The organism is Clostridium sp. TW13 (assembly GCF_024345225.1).
Taxonomy (GTDB): Bacteria; Bacillota; Clostridia; order Clostridiales; family Clostridiaceae; genus Inconstantimicrobium; species Inconstantimicrobium mannanitabidum.
Window position 1 is genome coordinate 4094689 of record NZ_BROD01000001.1, and the last position, 22281, is coordinate 4116969.

At 30.5% G+C, this 22281-nt stretch carries 23 protein-coding genes and 1 pseudogene; 18 read left to right on the plus strand and 6 right to left on the minus strand.

Going from position 1 to position 22281, the window contains the following annotated elements:
- Positions 1 to 270 precede the first annotated feature (270 nt).
- The 7 genes and pseudogenes from OCU47_RS19020 to OCU47_RS19050 all read left to right on the plus strand — a co-directional run bounded on the left by OCU47_RS19020 (position 271) and on the right by OCU47_RS19050 (position 6695).
- Complete coding sequence (locus tag OCU47_RS19020) at positions 271 to 1173, plus strand: AraC family transcriptional regulator (RefSeq protein WP_261830142.1); 903 nt, start codon at positions 271 to 273, stop codon at positions 1171 to 1173.
- A gap of 97 nt (positions 1174 to 1270) precedes the next feature.
- A pseudogene (locus OCU47_RS19025) lies at positions 1271 to 1495 on the plus strand (MGMT family protein); the annotation flags it as partial.
- A gap of 474 nt (positions 1496 to 1969) precedes the next feature.
- Complete coding sequence (locus OCU47_RS19030) at positions 1970 to 2233, plus strand: CD3324 family protein (RefSeq protein WP_261830143.1); 264 nt, start codon at positions 1970 to 1972, stop codon at positions 2231 to 2233.
- Between the two features lie 169 nt (positions 2234 to 2402).
- Positions 2403 to 3194, plus strand: coding sequence for a class I SAM-dependent methyltransferase (locus OCU47_RS19035; RefSeq protein ID WP_261830144.1), 792 nt, complete (start codon positions 2403 to 2405; stop codon positions 3192 to 3194).
- Positions 3195 to 3412: 218 nt separating this feature from the next.
- Entirely contained in the window at positions 3413 to 4486 is a 1074-nt protein-coding gene (locus OCU47_RS19040) for a methyltransferase domain-containing protein (RefSeq protein ID WP_261830145.1), read from the plus strand.
- A 346-nt stretch (positions 4487 to 4832) separates the two neighbouring features.
- Positions 4833 to 5570 (plus strand): suppressor of fused domain protein, encoded by a 738-nt coding sequence (locus tag OCU47_RS19045; protein ID WP_261830146.1) that lies wholly within the window; start codon positions 4833 to 4835, stop codon positions 5568 to 5570.
- A gap of 84 nt (positions 5571 to 5654) precedes the next feature.
- Positions 5655 to 6695, plus strand: coding sequence for a galactose ABC transporter substrate-binding protein (locus OCU47_RS19050; protein WP_261830147.1), 1041 nt, complete (start codon positions 5655 to 5657; stop codon positions 6693 to 6695).
- A gap of 65 nt (positions 6696 to 6760) precedes the next feature.
- Here OCU47_RS19050 and OCU47_RS19055 read toward each other — a convergent pair whose 3' ends face one another.
- Entirely contained in the window at positions 6761 to 7399 is a 639-nt protein-coding gene (locus OCU47_RS19055; RefSeq protein WP_261830148.1) for a TetR/AcrR family transcriptional regulator, read from the minus strand.
- 152 nt (positions 7400 to 7551) lie between these two features.
- Here OCU47_RS19055 and OCU47_RS19060 point away from each other — a divergent pair, with 152 nt between their 5' ends.
- The 5 genes from OCU47_RS19060 (at position 7552) to OCU47_RS19080 (ending at position 12832) form a co-directional block, all read left to right on the plus strand.
- The gene (locus OCU47_RS19060; protein WP_261830149.1) at positions 7552 to 8274 is read left to right on the plus strand and encodes a flavodoxin family protein; all 723 of its coding nucleotides are present in this window, start codon (positions 7552 to 7554) and stop codon (positions 8272 to 8274) included.
- Between the two features lie 13 nt (positions 8275 to 8287).
- Positions 8288 to 8857, plus strand: a complete 570-nt coding sequence (locus OCU47_RS19065) for a YbhB/YbcL family Raf kinase inhibitor-like protein (protein WP_261830150.1) — start codon at positions 8288 to 8290, stop codon at positions 8855 to 8857.
- Positions 8858 to 9159: 302 nt separating this feature from the next.
- A complete protein-coding gene (locus OCU47_RS19070; protein ID WP_261830151.1) occupies positions 9160 to 10347 on the plus strand; it encodes a helix-turn-helix domain-containing protein in 1188 nt (395 codons plus the stop codon).
- Between the two features lie 328 nt (positions 10348 to 10675).
- Positions 10676 to 11599, plus strand: coding sequence for a helix-turn-helix transcriptional regulator (locus tag OCU47_RS19075; RefSeq protein ID WP_261830152.1), 924 nt, complete (start codon positions 10676 to 10678; stop codon positions 11597 to 11599).
- Positions 11600 to 11752: 153 nt separating this feature from the next.
- Positions 11753 to 12832: a hypothetical protein gene (locus OCU47_RS19080; RefSeq protein WP_261830153.1), complete on the plus strand. Its 1080-nt coding sequence runs from the start codon at positions 11753 to 11755 to the stop codon at positions 12830 to 12832.
- Between the two features lie 137 nt (positions 12833 to 12969).
- Here the strand turns inward: OCU47_RS19080 and OCU47_RS19085 are convergent, their stop codons facing one another.
- A complete protein-coding gene (locus tag OCU47_RS19085) occupies positions 12970 to 13545 on the minus strand; it encodes a hypothetical protein (RefSeq protein ID WP_261830154.1) in 576 nt (191 codons plus the stop codon).
- Positions 13546 to 13737: 192 nt separating this feature from the next.
- Here OCU47_RS19085 and OCU47_RS19090 point away from each other — a divergent pair, with 192 nt between their 5' ends.
- Together OCU47_RS19090 and OCU47_RS19095 are read left to right on the plus strand one after the other, a co-directional pair.
- A complete protein-coding gene (locus tag OCU47_RS19090; protein WP_261830155.1) occupies positions 13738 to 14160 on the plus strand; it encodes a cytidine deaminase in 423 nt (140 codons plus the stop codon).
- A gap of 227 nt (positions 14161 to 14387) precedes the next feature.
- Positions 14388 to 15389 carry a methyltransferase domain-containing protein gene (locus OCU47_RS19095; RefSeq protein WP_261830156.1) on the plus strand — a complete coding sequence of 334 codons (1002 nt, stop codon included), beginning with the start codon at positions 14388 to 14390 and terminating at the stop codon, positions 15387 to 15389.
- 88 nt (positions 15390 to 15477) lie between these two features.
- On the opposite strand, the gene OCU47_RS19100 is transcribed toward OCU47_RS19095, so the two are convergent.
- From OCU47_RS19100 to OCU47_RS19110, 3 genes are all read right to left on the minus strand, one after another.
- A complete protein-coding gene (locus tag OCU47_RS19100) occupies positions 15478 to 16137 on the minus strand; it encodes a FusB/FusC family EF-G-binding protein (RefSeq protein ID WP_261830157.1) in 660 nt (219 codons plus the stop codon).
- A gap of 265 nt (positions 16138 to 16402) precedes the next feature.
- Positions 16403 to 16681, minus strand: a complete 279-nt coding sequence (locus OCU47_RS19105) for a CD3324 family protein (protein WP_261830158.1) — start codon at positions 16679 to 16681, stop codon at positions 16403 to 16405.
- A gap of 358 nt (positions 16682 to 17039) precedes the next feature.
- Positions 17040 to 17975, minus strand: a complete 936-nt coding sequence (locus tag OCU47_RS19110; RefSeq protein WP_261830159.1) for a Gfo/Idh/MocA family protein — start codon at positions 17973 to 17975, stop codon at positions 17040 to 17042.
- Between the two features lie 109 nt (positions 17976 to 18084).
- On the opposite strand from OCU47_RS19110, the gene OCU47_RS19115 reads away from it, so the two are divergent.
- The 3 genes from OCU47_RS19115 (at position 18085) to OCU47_RS19125 (ending at position 20608) form a co-directional block, all read left to right on the plus strand.
- A complete protein-coding gene (locus tag OCU47_RS19115) occupies positions 18085 to 19041 on the plus strand; it encodes a helix-turn-helix transcriptional regulator (RefSeq protein WP_261830160.1) in 957 nt (318 codons plus the stop codon).
- A 295-nt stretch (positions 19042 to 19336) separates the two neighbouring features.
- Positions 19337 to 19606, plus strand: coding sequence for a CD3324 family protein (locus OCU47_RS19120; protein ID WP_261830161.1), 270 nt, complete (start codon positions 19337 to 19339; stop codon positions 19604 to 19606).
- Between the two features lie 174 nt (positions 19607 to 19780).
- Positions 19781 to 20608, plus strand: coding sequence for an alpha/beta fold hydrolase (locus tag OCU47_RS19125; RefSeq protein ID WP_261830162.1), 828 nt, complete (start codon positions 19781 to 19783; stop codon positions 20606 to 20608).
- Positions 20609 to 20639: 31 nt separating this feature from the next.
- Here the strand turns inward: OCU47_RS19125 and OCU47_RS19130 are convergent, their stop codons facing one another.
- Positions 20640 to 21428, minus strand: a complete 789-nt coding sequence (locus tag OCU47_RS19130) for a transposase (protein WP_261830163.1) — start codon at positions 21426 to 21428, stop codon at positions 20640 to 20642.
- A 270-nt stretch (positions 21429 to 21698) separates the two neighbouring features.
- On the opposite strand from OCU47_RS19130, the gene OCU47_RS19135 reads away from it, so the two are divergent.
- Positions 21699 to 22178, plus strand: a complete 480-nt coding sequence (locus OCU47_RS19135; RefSeq protein ID WP_261830164.1) for a GNAT family N-acetyltransferase — start codon at positions 21699 to 21701, stop codon at positions 22176 to 22178.
- Positions 22179 to 22281 lie beyond the last annotated feature (103 nt).

A 22281-nucleotide genomic window follows, 5' to 3' on the forward strand; every position in this document is an offset into this window, starting at 1 on the left:
ATAATAGAATTAGGAACAAATTTTAAGAAAATACACATATAGATTTGATGTGGTATCTTGCCAAAGTAGAATAAACACAAATCTCAGCTATAAATTGAGAGTCTGGACAAATAGGAACGAAATGGTTGGCATCAATTAAGCTCATCAGCAAGTTAAGATCCGCTTAGTGAAGAATTGCTAAAAATGGTCTATTAATTCTATTTTCTAGCAATACAAGTCAAGAAATAAAAATCTTTATGAAATATAATTCTTATATTAGGAGGTGAGAAAATGGATGAGGCTGAAGCTATTATGGCGGTACAACAAATGCAAGAATATATTGATGATAACATCTTAAGAAAAATTACACTAAAAGAACTAGCTGTTGCAGCAGGATATTCTCCATGGCATGCAGCAAGATTATTTAAAGAAGTTACTGGGAAAGCACCGTTTGAGTATATTCGTACGTTAAGACTTACTAAAGCCGCATTAGTATTGCGAGATAGTAATGAAAAGATAATAGATGTAGCAATGGATTTTATGTTTGATTCTCATGAAGGATTTACAAGAGCTTTTTCAAAGCAATTTGGGCTGTCACCAAGTAGATATAGTAAATATACACCGCCAATAAAATTGTTTATGCCTGAGAAAGTTTTCGATACCTACCGAGAATTTCATAAAGGAGAAAAAATGATGAGTGAAAAAAATAATACCAAATCAGTATTTGTTCAGGTAGTTGAACGTCCTGCACGAAAAGTTTTGTTAAAACGTGGGAAAGAGGCAACAGAATATTTTGCATACTGTGAGGAGGTAGGTGATGTATGGTCAGTACTTGTAAGTGTAAAAGAAGCAATGTATGAGCCTATTGGAATGTGGCTTCCAAAACATCTTATAAAAGAAGGAACATCACAATATGTGCAAGGGGTAGAAGTTCCAACAGACTACGCCAATAATATACCTGATGGGTATGAACTTATTCAATTGCCACCTTGTAAATTAATGGTTTTTCAAGGTGAACCTTATAACGATGAAGATTTTATGGATGCAATCGGGGAAGTTTGGAATCACATAGAAAGATTTACTCCTTCTGTTTATGGATATCAATGGGCACCAGAAGCTGCACCAAGATTTCAACTTGCACCAATGGGATACAGAGGGTATATTGAAGCGCGTCCTGTAAAGGCTATAAATTAATAGTAGGTGAGTTTATTTATAATAATGTAAAATGATGCTAGACTCATGACAAGTGACAATTATCCTTGAATATATGGATAAGATTGAGTGTAATTGTGGAGAAATTCCCAGCCTTATTGCCAGAGACAAAAATGCACGACTTGTTGGGAAGGTTCTTAGTCAAGCAGAATTTTATGGGCGATATCCATGTCATCGTGTGGTAAATCATGCTGGAAGGTTGGTACCGTGGTGACAAGAACAACGATTTCTGCTATTAGAAGAAGGTGTATCCTTTAAAGATGCAAATCATGTTGATATGAAGGGAAATCGGTGGCACTTTTAGGATGGAGATTAATAATGAATGAACAGAATTATTTAAATTAGATAAACTAAAAAAGAAGGATAATCCTAAGATGATGTGGGTCTCCTTCTTTTATGGTTTTTACTATATGTATGTAATTGGCTTAAAATAATAAATTTTAATTAGTACTCATGGATTTATATGCTATAATTGTACATATTACACAATGTTTTATGAAATTTAGACACTTGATTTTCAAAATATACGTATAATAATATGTATCGTGTAATTAATATTGGGGGGTGAAAAAATGAAGACGATTCGTTTGAATCTAGGTTTTTTCTGTGGTAGTGCAGATTCAGGGAAGAAGCTCTATGCAGAATCAGTCTTATAGACAATGGCGATAACTGCATAGAGAATCTTTTAATCGCCTTTTTCATTCTAATTTTGAAATGTTAATAAGGCTGATTTTGCATCTTTTACTTGACCATTTACGAAGTAAAGGAGCAAATTAGAATGAAGTATATAAATGCCACAGAGGTATTACCTTTTGACTTACTTAGTGAAATTCAGAAATATATAGCTGGAGAAATATTATATATCCCGCAACCAGAGGGTAAAAAGAATTCTTGGGGAAGCAGAACTAGTACAAGACAAGAAATTATAACTAGAAACAAACAGATTAAATTAGAAAAAGAAAATGGTAGAAGTATTGAGGAGCTTATGATAAAATACAATCTATCTTATGATACAATTAAAAAAATCGTGTACTTAAAGTAGTATTAAAATATGAAACCTCTGTGTGTTAAAACTTGCAGAGGTTTTGTGCATAAAATGACTATAGAGATTTGTTACCTTTCGCTATAAAAAAATATAATTTAAAATATGAGCATGTACAGTTTTTGAAAAATGTGAGCTTAAAATTATTTATATTTTCGGAGGTAAAGTTATGTTCAAACAAGATAAGATAATTGATGATTGGAATAATTGTTCTGATGAGTACTTCAGCAAAACCAAATTTGATGAACTTTTTTTGGCTCTTGAGAAAGACCCCTATAAGGGTTTTCCCCATGCCATGGCAGAAATGATAAAAGAATATTATCCTGACTTAAAGGGAAAGAATGTTTGCGTTCCATCATGTGGTGACAACACCGCAGTGTTTGGTTTTTGTGCCTTGGGAGCAAACGTGACAGCTACAGATATTTCATACAAGCAAATTGAAAATGCACGAAAAGTTGCAGAACAAAAGAATTTAAACATAAAGTATCATGTCTGTGACAGTATGAAACTGAATGAACTCTCAGATAATACGTATGATTTGGTTTATACTTCTAATGGTGTTCATGTTTGGATTAATGATTTGAATGCAATGTATAGCAATATTTATCGTATATTAAAAAGGGGAGGTAAATACATACTTTTTGATACACATCCCTTTGTTCGACCTTTTGATAGAAAAGTTTATAAGGGAATTTTTGAGGTTATTAAACGTTATGAAGACCTGGGGCCATTCGGAGAAGTTCCAACTTTTGATTGGCGAATACAAGATTATGTGAATTCTTTGATTAAATCAGGCTTTACTATTGATAGAATGGAAGAATTTCATAGTGTTATTGAAGATATTCCAGACTGTAGCTACTTATTTGAAGAAGCAGATATTAATCATGATAACTTCGATTGGCATAAGAATCCATGGGCTGCTTTACCTCAGTGTCTTGGATTATGCAGCCAGAAAGTTTGAAAATAAGCATAATCATATAGTAGACCTTTTCTATTTAAACCGTTGGTATCACTAGATTTAAGGCAGGTCATAGGATTATATATCGTATTATATCTTAAAACTAAAGGAAACTGTCAATTATTTATATATTATACAATAACCTTGCATAAGTGAAACCAAACGTGCAAGGTAATTTATTTATACATCTACTATACTCTTTTTAGAGAGGAGGGATACGTTTGAACTGGTATGAACGAATTAACGAAGCATTTGACTATATTGAAGAACACTTAGATAGCATCATTGATTTAGATAAAGTTGCTAATATAATGTGTCAATCTACAGTTAGTTTTCAGCGTACATTTTCTATATTAATGAATATATCAATATATGAATATATTCGTAGAAGACGTATGACATTGGCTGCTATTGAATTACAAACAAATTCTATAAAGGTCATTGATGTAGCCTTGAAATATGGTTATGAATCTCCAGAGTCATTTACGCGCGCTTTCAAAGAGATTCACGGGATATCACCATCAGCAGCACGTAAGAAAGGTGCTCCACTTAATCTATTTCCACGTATCACTTTTCTACTTACAGTAAAAGGAGATATTGAAATGGATTATAAAACAGATAACAAGAGTGAACAAATTATCAACCTTAAAGGATTTAATTGGGCTACTGCCCCATCGGCAAATCTTAAACCTGTAGATAATTGCATTTACTTAGCAAATAAATGGAGGAAATCAGGTTATGTTGATCTTTTAGATTTAGGAACAGGGCTTGGTCAACATGCCATTTATTTTTCAAAACAAGGGTTTAACGTAACCGCAACGGATATTTCGGATTATGCTGTTCAATACTTAAAAACATGGGCTGCAAAAGAAAATGTGCTTATAAATGCAGAGATTGGTGATATGCGATCTCTCCATTACCCAAATCAATCGTTTGACTGTATCTTTGCTTACCATGTTATTTCTCATACCGATTCAATTGGCATGAAAAAAACAATTGCAGAAATTGAAAGGGTGCTTAAACCAAATGGTGAGGTATATTTGTCATTCTGTTCAAAAGAAAGTACAGAATTTATTGAGAATAGATCTAATAAATTTGATAAAAATACTCTTATAAGCCGAGATGAACTTGAAAAAGGTATACCCCATTTCTACGCCGACTTAAATGATATCAAAGAACTTTTAGCAAATTTTAAGATAGAACTCATAAAACATACAGAGTATTTCTACAGTGACTTCAACCCGGACAACCATCGAAGGGAAAAATTTTATTATGTTAATGCGATCTTAAAGTGAAGAAAATAAACATAATACCCAATATTATTATTTGACGTTGTAACTTTTCTCAGTTATAAGTTAATATAGTACGTGAGTAAGCTTACATCTAATGGTGTAAGCTTATATTTATTCTCAGTATAGACTAAAAGTCTCAGTAACAGGGATAATCAAAAATATGATTCAACATTTCATGAGTTGCAAAAAGTAATGGAGTAGACTGTAAGTAGATGGAAGATGCAGAAAATCAGCATATTATGAAGTTTAATAAGATGCAATTTATATAATAATGATATGAAAGAATATAAACAGTTGATGGACAAGACTTTTACTGATAGATGTAAGAACATGAAAAGGAGAGATAGAAATGTTTAAAAAAATATTTGGTGGCAAAAAAAATAAAGAAGTCAAGGATGGAACCAATATATATACATATGAAAATGTTCAAAATCAAAAATTTGAAGGGATTGTAGAGATGTTATATATAGAGGAAGTTTCAGATCATTTTGCCAAAGTCTATCCGGGAAGACAAACAACAGTATTCCATGAAATGATTTCAGATATTATACATATTGATGTTCACTTTATGGCACCGACTGAGGAAGCGCCTTTCTGGGTGGTATATACTACAGGTATGAGTGATTTGCAAATGACTTTGCCAGAGGAACTTGAAAAGGAGTGGGGACATTTAAGGAGAGCAGAGCTTATGCTTTTTCTTCCAGAAAATTGGCCAACGAGTAGTGAAGAATTTAAGGATGAAAAATATTACTGGCCAATTAAGCTTTTGAAGCAATTGGCTAGATTCCCTCACCAATATAATACTTGGCTTGGATATGGACATACAATACCTAATACTAATGAATATGATTCTTATGCGTATAGCACTGAACTCAATGGAGCTATTTTATCGGTGTTAAGAGAGGATATCAGGAAGGTTAAGACAAAGGATGGAAATACAATAAATATATATTGTGTAATTCCGCTATATAAAGAAGAGATGGACTATAAGTTAGAAAATGGAATAGATGCTTTGTTTGAAAAATTATCAGAGGTTGAAGGACAGGGATATCTTATTCAACCATCAAGAAAAAATGCATGCAAATAAAGTGTAGGCCTAAGAGAATAATTTATACATTTATCCGCAACCTAATACTGATTTGTATCATTTAAAGTGAGGGGGCAAATAAAAATGAAAGTATTAAGGCAAACAATTAAGTCAATTTTAGTTATGTTAATAACCTTTGTATTAATAATTACTACCGAAATACAGACATTTTCAAGTCCCATTAGCACAAACCCAATTAACGTTGGAATAATATTATTTAGTTTAGATAATTCTATTGCAGCGCAACTTAAAAAAGAGTTTGAGAATCTTCAAAATGAATATTCAGTTAAAATTTCTATCTTTAATCCTCAAAATAATGTGAGTGTACAAGATGCAATGTTAGACTCTATGCTTAAAAATAAGATAGATTTGATTATAGCCATGCCAGTAGACACAAAAGAAAATGCTGTGAGGGGTTTTATTGAAAGAGTTAAACCTTACAATACTGCTTTGGTAATGTTTAACATACCTCCAGATGTGGTGAAAAAAGTATTAAAAGATTATGACAGAGTTGCTTTTGCAATACCTGCTTCTGATAAAACAGGTGAGATGCAAGGTGAAATTGTTAGAGATTTTTGGAACAATAAAAGTATTATAGACAAAAATGGTGATAATATTTTACAATATATCCTTGTGAGAGGACCTAAGGAGGATGTAATAGCAGATAAAAGAACTCAAGGGGTTACTTCAACACTTAATAGTTCGGGTATAAAAATAGAATTACTTCAATCATTTACTACAGATTGGACTGAAGAATTAGCTAAAAGTTATATTGAAAACATATTTCTAACATATGGAGACAAAATGGAGGCAATAATTGCTAATGATGATGATCTGGCAGCAGGGGCTGTCAAAGCGCTTCAGAAATATGGATATAACACAGGAGATAAATCAAAATATATACCTGTTTTTGGACTTAGCGGAACTTATGAAGCCATAAATTTAATTAATAAAGGACTTATGTCTGGAACTATTATTGTAGATTTAAAAAAAGTAGCACATGATTTATATGCTATCGGAAATAACTTAATTAATAATGTAAATCCTACAGAAAACACAAATTTAAAACCTGAAGGTAGTGTAATTATTATTGGTACAAATCCAAGGAAATATATTAAAGGTTAAATAGAAAACAGTAAAGACAAGTAACACCCCACTGTGAATAGTGGGGGTATTATAAATTACAAATACTATTTTTTTTCATGAAGTATTTCACACAATAAATTCATACTGAAGTTTATAAACTCATCCTCTTTAAGTGAAAAATGATCTGTGAATGTTTTACCTGATATAGAAAACATATGAAAGAATCCTGTTATCATAAATTCTGCAGAAAAGGTTAACTTCATTGTGTCAAAATCTGTTCGTATACTTCCGTCAGCCTTTCCTTCATCAATTACTTTTGCAATTTCTTGAGCCAACTCCCCACTAACTTTATTAAATTCAATGCGTTTAGTTGAATTCTCTGTTGTAGGCTTAATATATCCAATATAATTCATTAAATTTAATGTATTAGGAGATTCTTTATAAAATTGAAAATAAGCATTTGTTAAAAGTTTAAGCTTTTCGTATCCATTATTTCCGTTTAAAACCCCATTCTTAAGGGTATATAAAAGTCTTTGAAATCCTCTAATTATAACGGTGAACAATAAATCTTCTTTATCAGTAAAATATTGATATATAGTCTTTCTAGTAAATTGAGCCTCCTTAGCGATTGCTTCCATTGAAGCTTCATTATAGCCCATTACAGTAAAGACTTTTTCTGCAGCATTTATAATATCTTTTTCTCTTGCAAGTTTTTCTTTTTCTTTTCTAGAAATTGTACACATAAATTTTTTCCCTCCTATTGACAAACGAGATATACAAGCTGTATAGTAAGGTTACATAATGTAACTTTAAATTACGGCTTGTATATTCAAAGTATATTATATTATCTATAATCTGTAAAGGAATTGAAATATTAATGGGAGATGTGGAAAGTATGAAAAAAGATATCAAAATTGTTGCAGTTATAAGTAGTCCAAATTTTAATGGCAATACTGCCTCACTAGTTAGAGAAGCGCTTAATGGTGCTAAGAAGGAAGGGGCATCTGTAACAGAAATATTTCTTGCAAATTACAATCTTGAATTTTGCAAAGGATGTTTAATGTGTAATGCAAAAGGAAAATGTCCTATTTCTGATGGTTTTGAAGAAATTAGAAAACTTATTTATGAAGCAGATGGAATTATATTGGGGTCTCCAACTTATGCTTTAGAATATAATGCACAAATGAAATGTTTTTTTGAACGTTTGGGGACTTACACCTTATATAGTTCTTTACTTGGAGGAAAGTATGTTGTTGGAATATCTACATCTTACAATAAAAATGGAGCAAGAAAAGTAGCAAAGAAACTTACTGGCGTATTCAAATTTGGGATATTTAAAAGAAGTTATATTTCTGGAACTTTAGGTGTTCATACTATGATTAACGGCGTTGAGAAGAAGATTTGTGAAAACACTGATGCTTTAAATAAAGCCAATAAACTTGGAAGAAAAGTTACACAAGATATAAAATATAATAATAGATATCCTTTCCAAAATGTAATTATGAGATTGGTGACTGCAATATATTTAAAACCTATTTTCAAAAAGTTTATTTTAGAAAATAAAGAAGGAAAAGAACGTGCATCCTATAGTAGTCTTCATGAGAGAGGATTAATTTAATGGTGGTTATGAGATGATGAGATTATTTATTAAAGGGTTTTGTGCTTTAGTAGTACTAATAATTGCTTTTGTTTTTTATAAGCGAATGAATACTTGTGATTATGTTAAACCTGAGGTAAATCTGAATGTAACTAGTAGAGCTTTTGAAGATGGAGGTAGGATTCCAAAGAAATATACTGGTATGGGGGATGACGTGTCTCCACCTATTAAACTTGAACAAATTGATAAAAAGGCAAAAACAATTGCTATCATTATGGATGATTTAGACCATCCATTAGGTACTTACAACCATTGGGTAATTTGGAATATACCAGCTAGCTTTAGTGATATTCCAGAAGGTATATCCAAAGAAAAAGTTGTAAGATCTTTAGGAGAGGCAGTTCAAGGTAAGAGTGAGTATGGTAGCAAACATTACTATAGAGGCCCCAAACCTCCATCTGGTACACACAAATATATATTTAAAGTATATGTTTTAGACATTGCTTTGGACCTGAATGAAAATTGGGGCAAAGCGGTGTTACAGAGGAAAATGGAAGGGTATATTTTGCAGTATGGAACATTGACTGGTTATTTTGGAGTCTAGGTAATAAAGTCTACGTTATAATTGTTATGCAGAACTGTACTATAAATAAATTAGGGTTATAGCCTTATGCATTCATATAACATGCCTAAGGCTGTTTTTGTACCATAAGTAATGATAAATTTACAAAACATGATACAATAAAATAGGAAAATAACTTTAAATTGTTAGATAAATAGTAATTTCAAATAAATAATATAATGGATACTACAGATTAGTTATTTAATTTTCATTGCATCAAAATACACCCAATGCAATGATTGTTCCCTGAATTCTTGATATATTTGTAAAGAGGAGGCGAGGTTATGGATTGGCAGAAGAGCATGAATCAAGCACTTGATTATATTGAAAATAATTTATCTTGTGATATTGATTATTATGTAGCAGCAAAGATCATGAACTGTTCAGAGTGGGAATTTCGCAGAATTTTTTCTTTCTTAGCTCAAATTCCATTATCTGAATATGTTCGCTGTAGGAGATTAGCTATGGCTGCAATAGATATTAAAAAGGGCGAAAAAATAATTGATGTTGCTATACGCTATGGATATGAATCTCAAGCAGCTTTTTCAAGAGCATTCAGTCGATTTCATGGAATAGCGCCATCTTTGGCTCGAGACAAGGGGAGCGCTGTAAAAACATTTCCACGCCTGACCTTTAAACTTATATTGATGGAGGGAAGCGGTATGAAAAAGAATCCTAATCACAGAACTAACATTATAGGTGCTGGTGAAGTTGGTTATGCTATTTCAGTTGATATGAACAAGGACAAAATTCATGAAACTAACAGTTCTTTTTGGGACACTAAAGGAAATGAGGTTATAGGTACAACGGCACTTCCTAACTATGGAGCATTTGTTTCAGAGGAAAAATGTCATCTTTTTGGTGATGTATCGGGGAAAAAGTTGTTGGAAATATGTTGCGGAACCGGGCATTCTCTAAAATATCATGCAGACCGCAAGGCTTCTGAATTATGGGGGATAGATATTTCTGAAAAGCAAATAGAAAAATCTAGGGAGTATTTATTATTGCATGGTTTTTCTGCAAAATTGATTTGCGCACCAATGGAAGAGGATTGTGGAATACCTGTAGATTATTTTGATTATGTTTATTCTGTTTATGGTGTAGGTTGGACTACTGATCTTGAAGGTACTTTTAGCAGGATTGCTTCTTATCTAAAAAAACATGGTGTATTTATTTTCAGTTGGTCTCACCCAATACATAAATGCGTTGCCATAGAAAATGATTTGCTTTCTTTTAAAAAAAGTTATTTTGATGAATCTTGGTATTCTGTACCTCTTGAAGGTGGGGCAATATCTTTATCTGATCGTAAATTATCAACTTATATTAATGCATTAACAAAAGCAGGATTTATCATTGATGAAATGATTGAAGAATCTGATGATGATATTATTCAATTATATAAGGATAGCGACTTTGCTAAAAAAGCCAAAATGCTTCCTGTAACATTTGTAATCAAAGCAAGAAAATTATAGTGGTTAATATCTGAGATACTATTTTTTTGATATTTTATTAATAACTAACCTATGAATATTAGTAGTATTAGTAAAAATAATTCTGCTAATATAGCACTTACTAGTGGTAAAACTTATTATTATAAGGTGAGATTATACAAAATTGTTGATGGCATTAAAGTTTATAGTGGATATATTACTAAAATAGTATCTGCTAAGATTTAACTAGAATTAAAATAGTATTAAGAAGTTGTATAAGTAGTAACCTCACGTTAAAGTAGAGGTTACTATTTTTTATTATTTATTTATAATTAATAATATAGATTTTAATATTGAGGTAATAAAGATAATGAAAATAGAGCGATTACTTGGAATAGTTGTATACCTGCTAAACCGTGAGCTTGTAAATACCAATACATTAGCAGAAAAGTTTGAAGTTTCAACCCGAACAATACAGCGAGATATTGAAACACTAAACTTAGCTGGAATACCCATTATATCTATACAGGGGACAAATGGAGGCTATGGTATTATAGATAGCTTTAAGCTTGATAAGCAGATAGCTAGTGTAGAAGATTATCAATTCATTATTACTGCACTAACTGGAATGAATTCTGCGTATAACAATAGAAAAATTGAAGCTACTTTGGAGAAGTTACTGAATGTTTCTAAAGAAGAACAGTCTGTTAAAGGTAAAGTTAGGCTTGATTTTAGTGCTTCACGTGAAGGCAATAACATAGATGAGTATTTAAAGGTAATTGAGGATGCCATTGATAAGGAGAATGTTATAGAATTTGAATATACAAATTCCTATGGTACCAAAACATTGCGGGAACTAGAACCAATTGGGGTAGTATATAAGTGGTATGCTTGGTATTTACTTGGATATTGCTGTGATAAGAAGGATTATAGGCTGTTCAAAGTTTTACGAATGAGAGATTTGAAAAAACTAAATAAACCTTTTTCAATGAAGCATGAAAGCTTTGATGATTTACTAGCTAAGCAGGAACAGCAAGATAGTAGAAAATATATAGATGTAAAGTTACTGTGTAAGGAAGAGCTACGAATTTCAATTGAGGAGTATTTCCCTAATGCCACTATAACAGCAAAGGGAGATGGAGATCTTATGATAGAATTTCATGTACCAAATAATGAAATTGGCTGGAAGGGGTTAATTTTTACATACGGTAATAACATCAAAATAATAGAGCCAGAAGAACTAATAGAAGAAGTCAGGATGAAGGCAGAAGAAATTATTAATATATACAAATAATATGTGTCATACAGTTATCATATATCCTCTTCTATAATTTCAGCAATTTTTGTGTAAAAAACAAAACAGAAGTAATTATTACCTTTTTCAATAAATATGGAAGTATTAAAATGAAATTATAACATATTGGTAAATTGATTAGGGGGATAAGCTATGGAAGTGGATGTAAAAAGGAAGTTAGAAGAAAGAAATAGCAGAATAATTAATGCTGTAATTAAGAAATCAGAAAGTGTCTGTCCAGGAGCTATTGCTTTAATAGGGGTTGCAGGCTCATTTTATTCAGGTGATATATATGAAAAATCAGATTTAGATTTATGCATTGTTATTAATGATGATAGTGCTTGGAAAATAGCATCATGCTTTATTTTAGAGGATGTTGGCTTTGATATATACTGCACTCCTTGGAGTAGGTTAGAAGAAATGTCAGAATACAATAACCCGTTTGTAACAAAGTTGCTTGAATTAGATATTGTTTATTGTAGCGAGAACAAGTACTTGCAAAAATATATGGAATTAAGATCAAAGGTTATAAATAAATTAAACCAAGTATATTCAATGGAAGATAATGATAAGGCTGAAAAATTTGTAAATGAAGCAAGTATAGAATACGCTAATATTATGTTGAGCAATATTTATGGAGAATGTAGATATGCAGCAGCAAAAATAATTCAATACGTTGAGTTCGCAATTTATATGTATAATAAATCATATGTGAAAAGAGGAATTAAGAGAATTCCAGAAGAAATTCGTGTAATGGAATATCTTCCAATAGGATTTGAGGAGTTATATTGGAATTTAATAAAAGCAAATACGGTTAAAGAAATCAAGGAAGCAGCAACACGATTAATGAGGGTAGTAAAAGATTTTGCAAAGTTAATGAAGGAGAGAGTAGTTTCAAAAAAGGAAGTTTCAGACGACAATATTAAGGGCTCATATGAAGAAATCCATTCTAATTGGAAGAATAAAATGTATCATGCTGCAGATAGAGATGATAGCTATTTATCATTAATGACAGCTGCTGGTTGTCAAGGATTCTACAACGAGAAGTATGATGAATATAATATATCCATAATAGATCTGATGAAAGATATAACATCAGATAATTTAATTTTGTCAGCCAAAGCCTTTGATAATGCTATGGAAGAGTATAAGAAGAACTATGATAAAGCTGGATGTAAGATAAAATACTATAAGGATTTAGAGAAATTTGAAAAAGAGTATTTAGAAAAGTAGAAGTTGACCAATTATTTATGAATATACAATTGATTCAATAAAAAAAGTGAGGACTATCTTTATAAAATTTATTAAAGATAGTCCCTTTTTAATATGAGAGGTATGTTATATGGGATTAGGTATATTAATATATTTATTTAGCAAAGTACTATAATTTTGTATGGGTTAGTTTGAGCCGGAATACTCTTAGTTGTAGGGCCATAGACAACAATTAGATTTCTATTGCTAGGATACATGTTAAAAAGCTGATCGTTTGCCAATAATACAGGAGTGGATTTAGTGAGATTTAACTTTAAGTTTCCATTACTACTTATAAGTTCATCGTTAAAGTAGTCCACAGTAACATTTTCATGTTCAACCTGTTTTGCCATAACAATTGCATTATATTGTGGTGGATAAATTAGAATGGTAGGGGCATTTGAATTGAAAAAGCCAGTTACACTGTCTCCTATTTCAATTAATTCATGATTTACAAAGTAAGTTTCTGGAGATATCACGAAATTTATAGGCCCTCCATCAATGCTTTCCAGTGACATTAATTTATAGCAACCGGCATTTTTGTCATATTGACCAGGGTAAAAGTCCTCAATTCTTTCAACTATACCACTAAAAGAAGCAAATTTTTGCGTTGTACTTCTTAAATTTGTATTTAATGAGGCATAAGAAGTGTGATTCATATAGTAAGGACAAAAAGAGCACTGGTTATTATTCATATAATAGACTTCCTTTAAATTGCTATTCTTATAATATTAATCCATTATAGTATATAAGAAATTATAAGAAGTGTTACTGTCATATATCTTGGTTTTATTTAACTTTACATACTTATATAAAAATGTTATAATACGTTTCCATAACATATTAGTTGTGTATTGGAATTTTTAAGAAAGGTTTGGCGATAAACTATGATAGATGCAAAAGTGTTAATAGAAAAGGCATTTGAAGCTCAAAAGTTTTGTTATACTCCATACTCTAATTTCAATGTAGGTGCAGCTTTACTTTGTGCAGATGGTACAATATATCAAGGTTGCAATATAGAAAATGCAGCATTTACACCAACAAATTGTGCAGAAAGAACAGCTTTCTTTAAAGCAATTTCTGAAGGTCAGAAAGAATTTACTGCTATAGCCATAGTAGGAAACAAAGAAGGAGTCAAAGCAGGTGAAGGTGATTTTTGTGCACCTTGTGCAGTATGCAGACAGGTTATGGCTGAATTTTGTGATTTAGAAACTTTTAATGTAATAATTGCAAAAAGTACAGAAGAATATATGGAACGAACATTAGGAGAACTTCTTCCTTTAGCATTTACTGGGAAGGACTTAAAATAACATAAATTTAAATAAGGTTTTATATTTTAGTAGATAACTTGCTTATTACTAAAATGTAAAACTTAAATCAAAGGATTGGCTTGTTTTAAAGCCAATCCTTTGATTTTTCTAAGAATCCTTTCATAAGTCAATTAAAAGATTTGAAAAATATATATCGTGGATTAATTGGAAAAATATTATTTGGGAGGTATAATTTAAGTAATATGCTATTATAGGGGGAATGATTTATGCATAAACATTATATTGACAAGCTTATATGTCCTAAATGTCATGGTAATTTAGAGTGGAAGATTCAAGAAGAAACAGAGGAGAGAATAGTTAATGCTAGCATAGTTTGTACAGAATGTGAAAGTAAATATGAAGTTAGAGATGAAATAGCAGTATTTTTAACCTCTGATTTATCAAGAAATGATCTTTGGGAAACAGGAGAAAGTGGACTAGAAAAACTTTTTAAAGAGAATCCTAATATTTATGAAAAACTTTTTAACATGCCAGAGGACAAACTTAATGGGGCTGATTATTGGTTCAAGGCATCTTATTATGAAATGAAGGGTAATTATGATTTAAGTACAACCATGTTTGATAAGGCCTTTAATAAAGTTTATACACAGGATTATATTAATGGATGGGAAAGCCAACAAGAATATGTAATTAAAAATGTTAATGAAACTGATAAAACAGTAGTAGATATAGCAAGTGGTAAAGGTTATCTAGTAGAAAAGATACTAAAAGCTACAAATAATTATGTTATAGCTACAGATTTTAGTACTACTATCCTTAAGAGAGACAAGGAATACTTTAAGTTTAAAGGAGTATATGATAGAGTAAGTCTTATTGCTTTTGATGCAAGAAGGACACCGTTTAAGGATAATTCTATTGAGGTAATGACAAGCAATATGGGAATTCAAAATATAGAGAATCCAGGAGAAGTTATAAAAGAAATGTATAGAATAAATGGTGGCATCTTTATGTCAGTCATGCAGTTTATAGATGAAAATGATAAGACACATATGGAGCTTTTCGAAAAATATGCTTCTACTGCATATGCAACAAAGAGAAATGCAACTGAAGTTTTTGAAGGAGCAAGTTTTAAAGTTTTAGTTGAGAATTGTTTTATGGCTGACATAAAGCCAACTCCTGTAGGGGAGATAATAGAAGGGGCTGGTATTGATGGATTCCCAGTGCAAGACACTAAAGTTGAATATGCTGTAATTGTTGCTAAGAAATAAATAGAAACATGTAAGAAAAAAGTCACCTAGAGATTTACTGAGTTCTAGGTGACTTTTTTCATTAAGTTAGCTTAATTCAATGTAGTAACTATTTTATATTGTTAACATTCTTTAGAATATCCTCGAGTTTTTCTACAGATACCATTCTTTCATTACACTTCTTACTATCTAAGCAGATATCAAAACCTAGTGATTTGTATGCACCTTCACCCATATTAGATGTCTTACAGACAGGGGACACAAAGGCAACCTCATCTTCTTTTCCGATATGCTTGCAAAGAGCACAAATATGAGTGTTATTTGTACCATAATTTCGAATTCTACATGCCATTCCTATAAGTTTATCATCCATGCTATAGGCTACAAATAATTTGTTTATAGATTCATCAACCCATCCTAGATATACGTTGTTTGCTTCTTGCGCATCTGCAGCAGGTAGTTTCAATTTCTTTTCTTTTTTAAATAATCTACTAATTTGAGCATTCGTAATTTTTGGCATTCCGTATACATATTGCTTTAATTCTGCTAAGTATTTATCAATGCGAGCCGAGTTATCTATTTCATTAATATCAAGTAGAGTGCTTTCTTCTTCAGATAAGTTTGAAAAAGTAGCCCACATTTTTTCTTGTATATATGCCTTGTTGGCCTCAATAATATCAGTATCCACACACCCTTTAAAAGTATTGTTTAAATCATTTAGGCATTTTTTTATATAATTATATTCATGCTGTTTTATAAAAGCTTCCATGAAAGTTATACTCCTTTTCTCATATCATTTTTACTATTAATATAAATTCACTTTATTAATCTCAGTTCTATTTTAAATATATGAATAATACAAAAGATGACCATTATTACTTTAATTTAATGTAACAATAATCATCTCAATTTAAATATATTATATTTATCATAATTTCATTTTGAATCTTACTTTAAATTAGAAATGGTTACTACTATGAAATAATAGCATGGTTTAAAATAAGCATTCAATCCAATAAATAGTTCTGTAATGATTATGAGCCTAGAAGTCTTTCTTGTGTTATGATTCTTCTAATGCTTTTTTCTGAGAGGTAATACTCGTGAGTAAGTTCATCAATAGTAGATCCACTGATGTATTTTTGATAAATCTCATTATTTCTTACCTTAAGACTATTTCTTATACCACTCTTTTCACCCCAGGCTACATGAGTATCATCCTTCCTAGGGACATAAAGATATTTTCCATCTACATATTGTTGTATTATCTTAACGATATCTTCTGGCAACACATCTTGTGCTTTTGCATATTTCATTTCCTTACTCCTTTACTCTTAACATAGTATTAAAGCAAAGAATACAAAAAAGCTATGTGTTACAGAACCTAAAACATGTACGCGTTTCAGCTAATCTACCATCTTAGGCTCTAAACAAAGCATAGCTGACTTTGTGTAGTCTTTGCAAAGAGCAATCTGATGTAAAGCTGAATATACTATTGCTATTCATAAAAAAAACACCTCCTGTATTTTATTAATATTATATCATATACAATACTCATAAAATACAATAGGTTGTTATCATAAAATAAATTAGAGTGAAATAGATAGGGAGTTTTAAAAATTAAAGTATTAATATAATCAGAATTAAGTTCCTTATTTTAAAATAATATCTATTTTACTGCTTTAGAAGTAGATCTTTAATTTCTAGAGCCATTTTTAAAGATGCAATGGCATCGTCAATGCTTAATCTTGTAGGAGTATTTTTTTCGCAGCAGTCCACTACATGTTTAATAGATTGTTCGTAGCAATTGCTGTTGACTAATTCTAATGTTTCCTCACCACTGTTAGTGAATAATTTTAGCGACTTTTCTTCTCTATCAGCATATCCATTTTCTATAAACTCAATAGTCCCATTCTCAAACATAGCTTCATATGCAACAGAGAAAGGATGGTAGTTAGGCATCATAGATGATGATTGAACTTCGACAACTACATCATCGTAATTTAAAAGAGTGCTAACATGAGCTTCACCTTCTTTACTTTCTACCCCTGATGCTGTAATTTTATTTGGATTGCCTAATAACCATGTGATAAAGTCAAATTCATGAATCATAAGATTAGTAGTAATTTGACTTAACCCTAAGTCACCCCATAAATGAGGAGTTTTCCTTCTAATATGCAAAGCTTTTAATTTTCCAAGAGTATTTTCTTCAATAACTTTGTGAATATAGTCATAGGGCTCTTCAAATTTTATAAACATATCCACAAAGACTCTTTTATCATATTGCTTTGCTGCCTGTTTAATAGCAATTGCATCTTCAAGGCTTAAGGCTACAGGAGTTTCGCAAAAAACATCTTTTCCATTTTTCATAGCTTCGATGGCATATTGTTTGTGCAGTGGACTTGGAAGGCAAACATCTATTAAATCAATATCTTTACTTGTAATTATGTCATTTATATTGCTTGTAGTATTTATTTGTAAATCCTGCTCTATTTTTTTTAGTTTGTCTTCATTCCTTCCGAAAATTTGAATTGAATCAATATTTGACATTTTGCTATAAATATTAGCATGATAAGAACCAAAACCTGTTCCTAAAATACCTACCTTCATAAACATCTCTCCTTTCAATTTGTAAGAATAATATAAGTATAATGGTGAATTGTTGACAACATATTGTCATAAATATATAATTCTTTTATAAAATGTAAGGAGATTTTTTATGAGAGTTCATAGAATGATTTCGATATTGTTATTAATTGAATCTAAAGGAAAAGTTAAAGCCAAGGAACTAGCTGAAGAACTTGAAACCTCAGTTAGAACAATTTATAGAGATGTTGATGAACTATGTGAAGCAGGCATACCATTAACTACAGATACTGGACCTAATGGGGGGATACACTTCATAGAAGGTTACACTGTTGGAATAAAGAATTTGCACGGAGAGGATATAATAAATCTATATCTTAATGGTATGGGAATAAAAGCAGATAGACAAAGTGATATGGCTATGAAAGTAAATACTGCATTATTAAAGCTTCAAAAAAACTTATCATCTGAGTTAAATAATGATTTAAACACAATAAGAAAAAGATTTTATGTTGATGACATTCCTTGGTGGGGAGAGGAACATAAGTTGTGTAATATTGATATGATTCTTCAAGGAGTTTGGCAATCACAAAAGCTTAGAATTACTTATGAAAAACATAGAGGTGAAATGACACAAAGGGACATTAGCCCCTATGGTATTGTTGTTAATGAAATGAATTGGTACATGATAGCATACTGTGAAAAAGGCAATGATATAAGAACATTTAAGTGTGAGAGAATAACTGAATGTCAGTGTCTAAATGAAAAATTTATTATACCAGTGAATTTTTCTGTTAAAGAGTTTTGGAAGAAAAGCAAACAATCATTCATAAGTGAATGTTCAAAAAGTGAGAAGTATCCAGTTGTTATAAGAATAGATAAACACAGGACAGATATTTTGAAGAATTTTGAGGTATACAAAATAGAAGAAGCTGAAAATCATATGGACGTAACAGTAAATATGTTTAAATATGAATTTGCAGTGAATGATGTTCTTGGAATCATTGGTTATATAGAAGTTCTTAATCCACCAGAATTAAGGAGTTATGTGCAACAAGAATTAATTAATATAATGGATAGGTATAAATGAAAAACTATTAAGTATAAAAGTTTAACTGCTGCATTTGCCATTCACCAGTTTGTTAAAGTAGTTGATAATTAATATAATATTTGGTACAATTTATGAAATGAAAACTTATAAGGAGTATTACAAAATGAGATCACAACTTTTAGAACGTAATGAACTTAATGTATTTGTACAAAGTCTGTAAGTATGATATACAGTTTGTACAGCGGGAACAAATATACTAAACTTTAATAGTAAAGATCATATATGCAGACTTTGTCTCTTTAATTTGTAATATATATTTAAGGAGCTAAGCGTTATGAAGTGTGCAAAAATTGAAAGAATTTTACCTGATAATCTACTTAAAGAAATTCAAAAGTATATTCAAGGTGAATATATATATGTTCCATATCAATTGAAAGAAAGAAAAAAATGGGGAGAACATTCAGGAAGTCGAGCGAACATACAAGCTAGAAATGAAAAAATACGTACTAAGTATAAGAATGGATATAAGGTTAAAGACTTGGCTGAAGAATTTTATCTTTCTGTAGAGAGTATAAAGAAAATTGTATATGTAAGAAATAAATAGATTTAAGGCTACCACTTATACGATATGGGTGGTAGTTTTTTATGTAAAGAATTATATAAAAGTGTTTTTTATCTTTAGTTTTTGATAGACAAACATTAAAATTACGATATAGCAAAGACATTTACATACAATCAATGAGGATGCTAAATATGTACTATTAAAAGGTGAACAACAATGAAATGTAAGGTGAAAGATTTATCAATAAATTATGAGATAATTGGTGAAGGAAAACCAATTATTATGATACATGGTTATTATGCAGACAATAGGGTAATGGCTGGATGCATGGAGCCGATCTTTAGTATTAAAGATGGCTATAAACGAATATATATTGACTTACCAGGTATGGGGAAATCAGAAAGTGCAGAATGGATTACTAATTCAGATATTATGCTGGACATTGTAATTGACTTTATTGAAAAGATTATTCCTAATGAAAATTTTCTAATTGTAGGAAATTCTTATGGTGGTTATGTTTCAAGAGGAGTAATCTACAAGATGCAAGATAGGGTTGATGGCATTGTATTAATTTGCCCACTTTTAATACCAGATTATAAGAAACGTAATCTACCTGAGCATGTTGTTTTAGTAAAGGATGATATGTTGCTATCTAAACTAACTCCAGAGGTAGCAGAGGATTTTAATGCTTGTATGGTGGCTCAAAGTGAAAGAATATATGAAAGGTACCAAAGTGAGATAATGGCGGGGGTTGAAGTAGCAAATAGTGAATTTTTACAAACCATTATGAAGAATGGTTATGGATTCTCATTTTATGTGGATAAGTTAGATGAAAAAGTTAATAAGCCTACTCTTATATTGTTAGGAAAACAAGATGATTGTGTTGGTTATAAGGATGCGTGGGATATATTGGACAACTTTCCGAGGGCAACATTATCTATACTAGATGGAGCAGGACATAATCTTCAAATAGAGCAAGAAGAATTATTTAATTCATTAATTAATGAATGGCTTGTAAGGATTGAAGAGGAGTCTTTTTCTTAAATAATGAATTTTAAGATAGCTTAGGAACTGATTATTTTATATTTTGTACTATGCCTCTAGTTAATGATAATAACTCTGCTATGGTTCTGATAGATAGGTTTGATTTTTCTTTTAATTCATGTACTAAAGCATATCTTAATTGCCAGTTTGTCTTAATTGATTCTAAGGGTTCATTCTTATTTTCTAAGAACTCTTTAATGAATATTTTAGCTTCATTTTCACTTAGAATTGTCTTATTAGAACTGATATTAGTACAGTCCATAAATTTATAATTACAAGTATCTTCTGTAACACATAAAGTATATTTGTAATTATAATTGTTTAGAGATACCCTATTTATTAGTTCATTTGTAGAAACAAAACAATTATCAATATTGTCATTGCATAAATAAGAATTATAGCTACTCCACTTATAATAGCTTGGTTGATTTACTAAATTGGTTCTTATAGGATCATTATGTATAAAGTCTAGTATTGAAAGTAAATCCGCTGTATCTTCAATTGGTTCACTTCGAAATCTATCGTGAAAAACCTTCCCTGTTCTTTCATATTTTTTGTTTAGATAATAAGCATATTTTTTTGTGATTTCTTTCATTAATATAGAAAGAATGTTGTTGAAATCCCAAATAAGTAAATGAGCATGGTTATCCATTATACAATAAGCAAAAACTTTCATGTTATTCTGTAACACGTTAAGGAAGAGTATATTAATAAAAAATTCTTTATCTGATTTATCTTTAAAGATTGTGGTTCTATTGTATCCTTGGATGACAATATGATATATACCACTATCATTTAATTTCCTAATTTTCCTTGGCATATAGTACTCCCGTAGCAATTAAAATAATATTTGCAAATTTATATTTGATATGTCCCTTGTCAAAATATTCTTCTTATGATTAATAATTTTATTATATGCTGAAAACACCAAGTCAGCAATATAACTCTATAAAAAGTACGATTCGTTATGGAGAGGGTTAAGTATGTAGCAGCAAAGTATCAGCTCATAAAATATGATTAATTTAAGCTTTTTAATAAATGGATTTTTATTGTTATAATCCTTTTATGTTAAATGAAAGGGGAATGACAGATGGAAAAAGAATTGAAATTTAGAAGAGCAACTGTAAATGAGGGGGAATTGATTTCAGAGATTAAAACAAGATCTTATAGGGATGAGAAGGAGCGTTTTAAACCTAAAGTAGATAAAATACCTAAGTGGTTTTATAGTGAATGGTATATAGATATACCAGAAAATATTAGATTGATAAATGAATATGATGTATATCTATTACTTGTTGAAGATGTGATTATAGGAACGTTTTGGGTTATTGATATTGACATAGATACTATTGAGCTTGAAGATTTTTGTATATTGCCAGAGTATCAAGGCTTTGGATATGGATTTAAAGCCTTAAGTATGATGGAAGAATTGTATGCTGAAAAGAAAAAGTGGGAATTGAGCACACCTTTTTACAGTGTTAGGAATCAATATTTGTATGAGAAATATGGCTATAAAAAAGTTGGTACTAGATCTGAAGAAACAGTTATCTTATATGAAAAAGTAGTATAGTCAAAGAAAAGTCTATGTTGTGCTTGGCGTAAGAATTAAATTATAAGATAAGTGTTAAGATAGAAAGTTAAATTAAGATAAAATACAATTTCCCAGGAAAATT

Coding starts and splice junctions, on each gene's coding strand:
- OCU47_RS19020 (WP_261830142.1), top strand. CDS start 271: ATGGATGAGGCTGAAGCTATTATGGCGGTACAACAAATGCAAGAATAT.
- OCU47_RS19030 (WP_261830143.1), top strand. CDS start 1,970: ATGAAGTATATAAATGCCACAGAGGTATTACCTTTTGACTTACTTAGT.
- OCU47_RS19035 (WP_261830144.1), top strand. CDS start 2,403: ATGTTCAAACAAGATAAGATAATTGATGATTGGAATAATTGTTCTGAT.
- OCU47_RS19045 (WP_261830146.1), top strand. CDS start 4,833: ATGTTTAAAAAAATATTTGGTGGCAAAAAAAATAAAGAAGTCAAGGAT.
- OCU47_RS19050 (WP_261830147.1), top strand. CDS start 5,655: ATGAAAGTATTAAGGCAAACAATTAAGTCAATTTTAGTTATGTTAATA.
- OCU47_RS19055 (WP_261830148.1), bottom strand. CDS start 7,399: ATGTGTACAATTTCTAGAAAAGAAAAAGAAAAACTTGCAAGAGAAAAA.
- OCU47_RS19060 (WP_261830149.1), top strand. CDS start 7,552: ATGAAAAAAGATATCAAAATTGTTGCAGTTATAAGTAGTCCAAATTTT.
- OCU47_RS19065 (WP_261830150.1), top strand. CDS start 8,288: ATGATGAGATTATTTATTAAAGGGTTTTGTGCTTTAGTAGTACTAATA.
- OCU47_RS19070 (WP_261830151.1), top strand. CDS start 9,160: ATGGATTGGCAGAAGAGCATGAATCAAGCACTTGATTATATTGAAAAT.
- OCU47_RS19075 (WP_261830152.1), top strand. CDS start 10,676: ATGAAAATAGAGCGATTACTTGGAATAGTTGTATACCTGCTAAACCGT.
- OCU47_RS19080 (WP_261830153.1), top strand. CDS start 11,753: ATGGAAGTGGATGTAAAAAGGAAGTTAGAAGAAAGAAATAGCAGAATA.
- OCU47_RS19085 (WP_261830154.1), bottom strand. CDS start 13,545: ATGAATAATAACCAGTGCTCTTTTTGTCCTTACTATATGAATCACACT.
- OCU47_RS19090 (WP_261830155.1), top strand. CDS start 13,738: ATGATAGATGCAAAAGTGTTAATAGAAAAGGCATTTGAAGCTCAAAAG.
- OCU47_RS19095 (WP_261830156.1), top strand. CDS start 14,388: ATGCATAAACATTATATTGACAAGCTTATATGTCCTAAATGTCATGGT.
- OCU47_RS19100 (WP_261830157.1), bottom strand. CDS start 16,137: ATGGAAGCTTTTATAAAACAGCATGAATATAATTATATAAAAAAATGC.
- OCU47_RS19105 (WP_261830158.1), bottom strand. CDS start 16,681: ATGAAATATGCAAAAGCACAAGATGTGTTGCCAGAAGATATCGTTAAG.
- OCU47_RS19110 (WP_261830159.1), bottom strand. CDS start 17,975: ATGAAGGTAGGTATTTTAGGAACAGGTTTTGGTTCTTATCATGCTAAT.
- OCU47_RS19115 (WP_261830160.1), top strand. CDS start 18,085: ATGAGAGTTCATAGAATGATTTCGATATTGTTATTAATTGAATCTAAA.
- OCU47_RS19120 (WP_261830161.1), top strand. CDS start 19,337: ATGAAGTGTGCAAAAATTGAAAGAATTTTACCTGATAATCTACTTAAA.
- OCU47_RS19125 (WP_261830162.1), top strand. CDS start 19,781: ATGAAATGTAAGGTGAAAGATTTATCAATAAATTATGAGATAATTGGT.
- OCU47_RS19130 (WP_261830163.1), bottom strand. CDS start 21,428: ATGCCAAGGAAAATTAGGAAATTAAATGATAGTGGTATATATCATATT.
- OCU47_RS19135 (WP_261830164.1), top strand. CDS start 21,699: ATGGAAAAAGAATTGAAATTTAGAAGAGCAACTGTAAATGAGGGGGAA.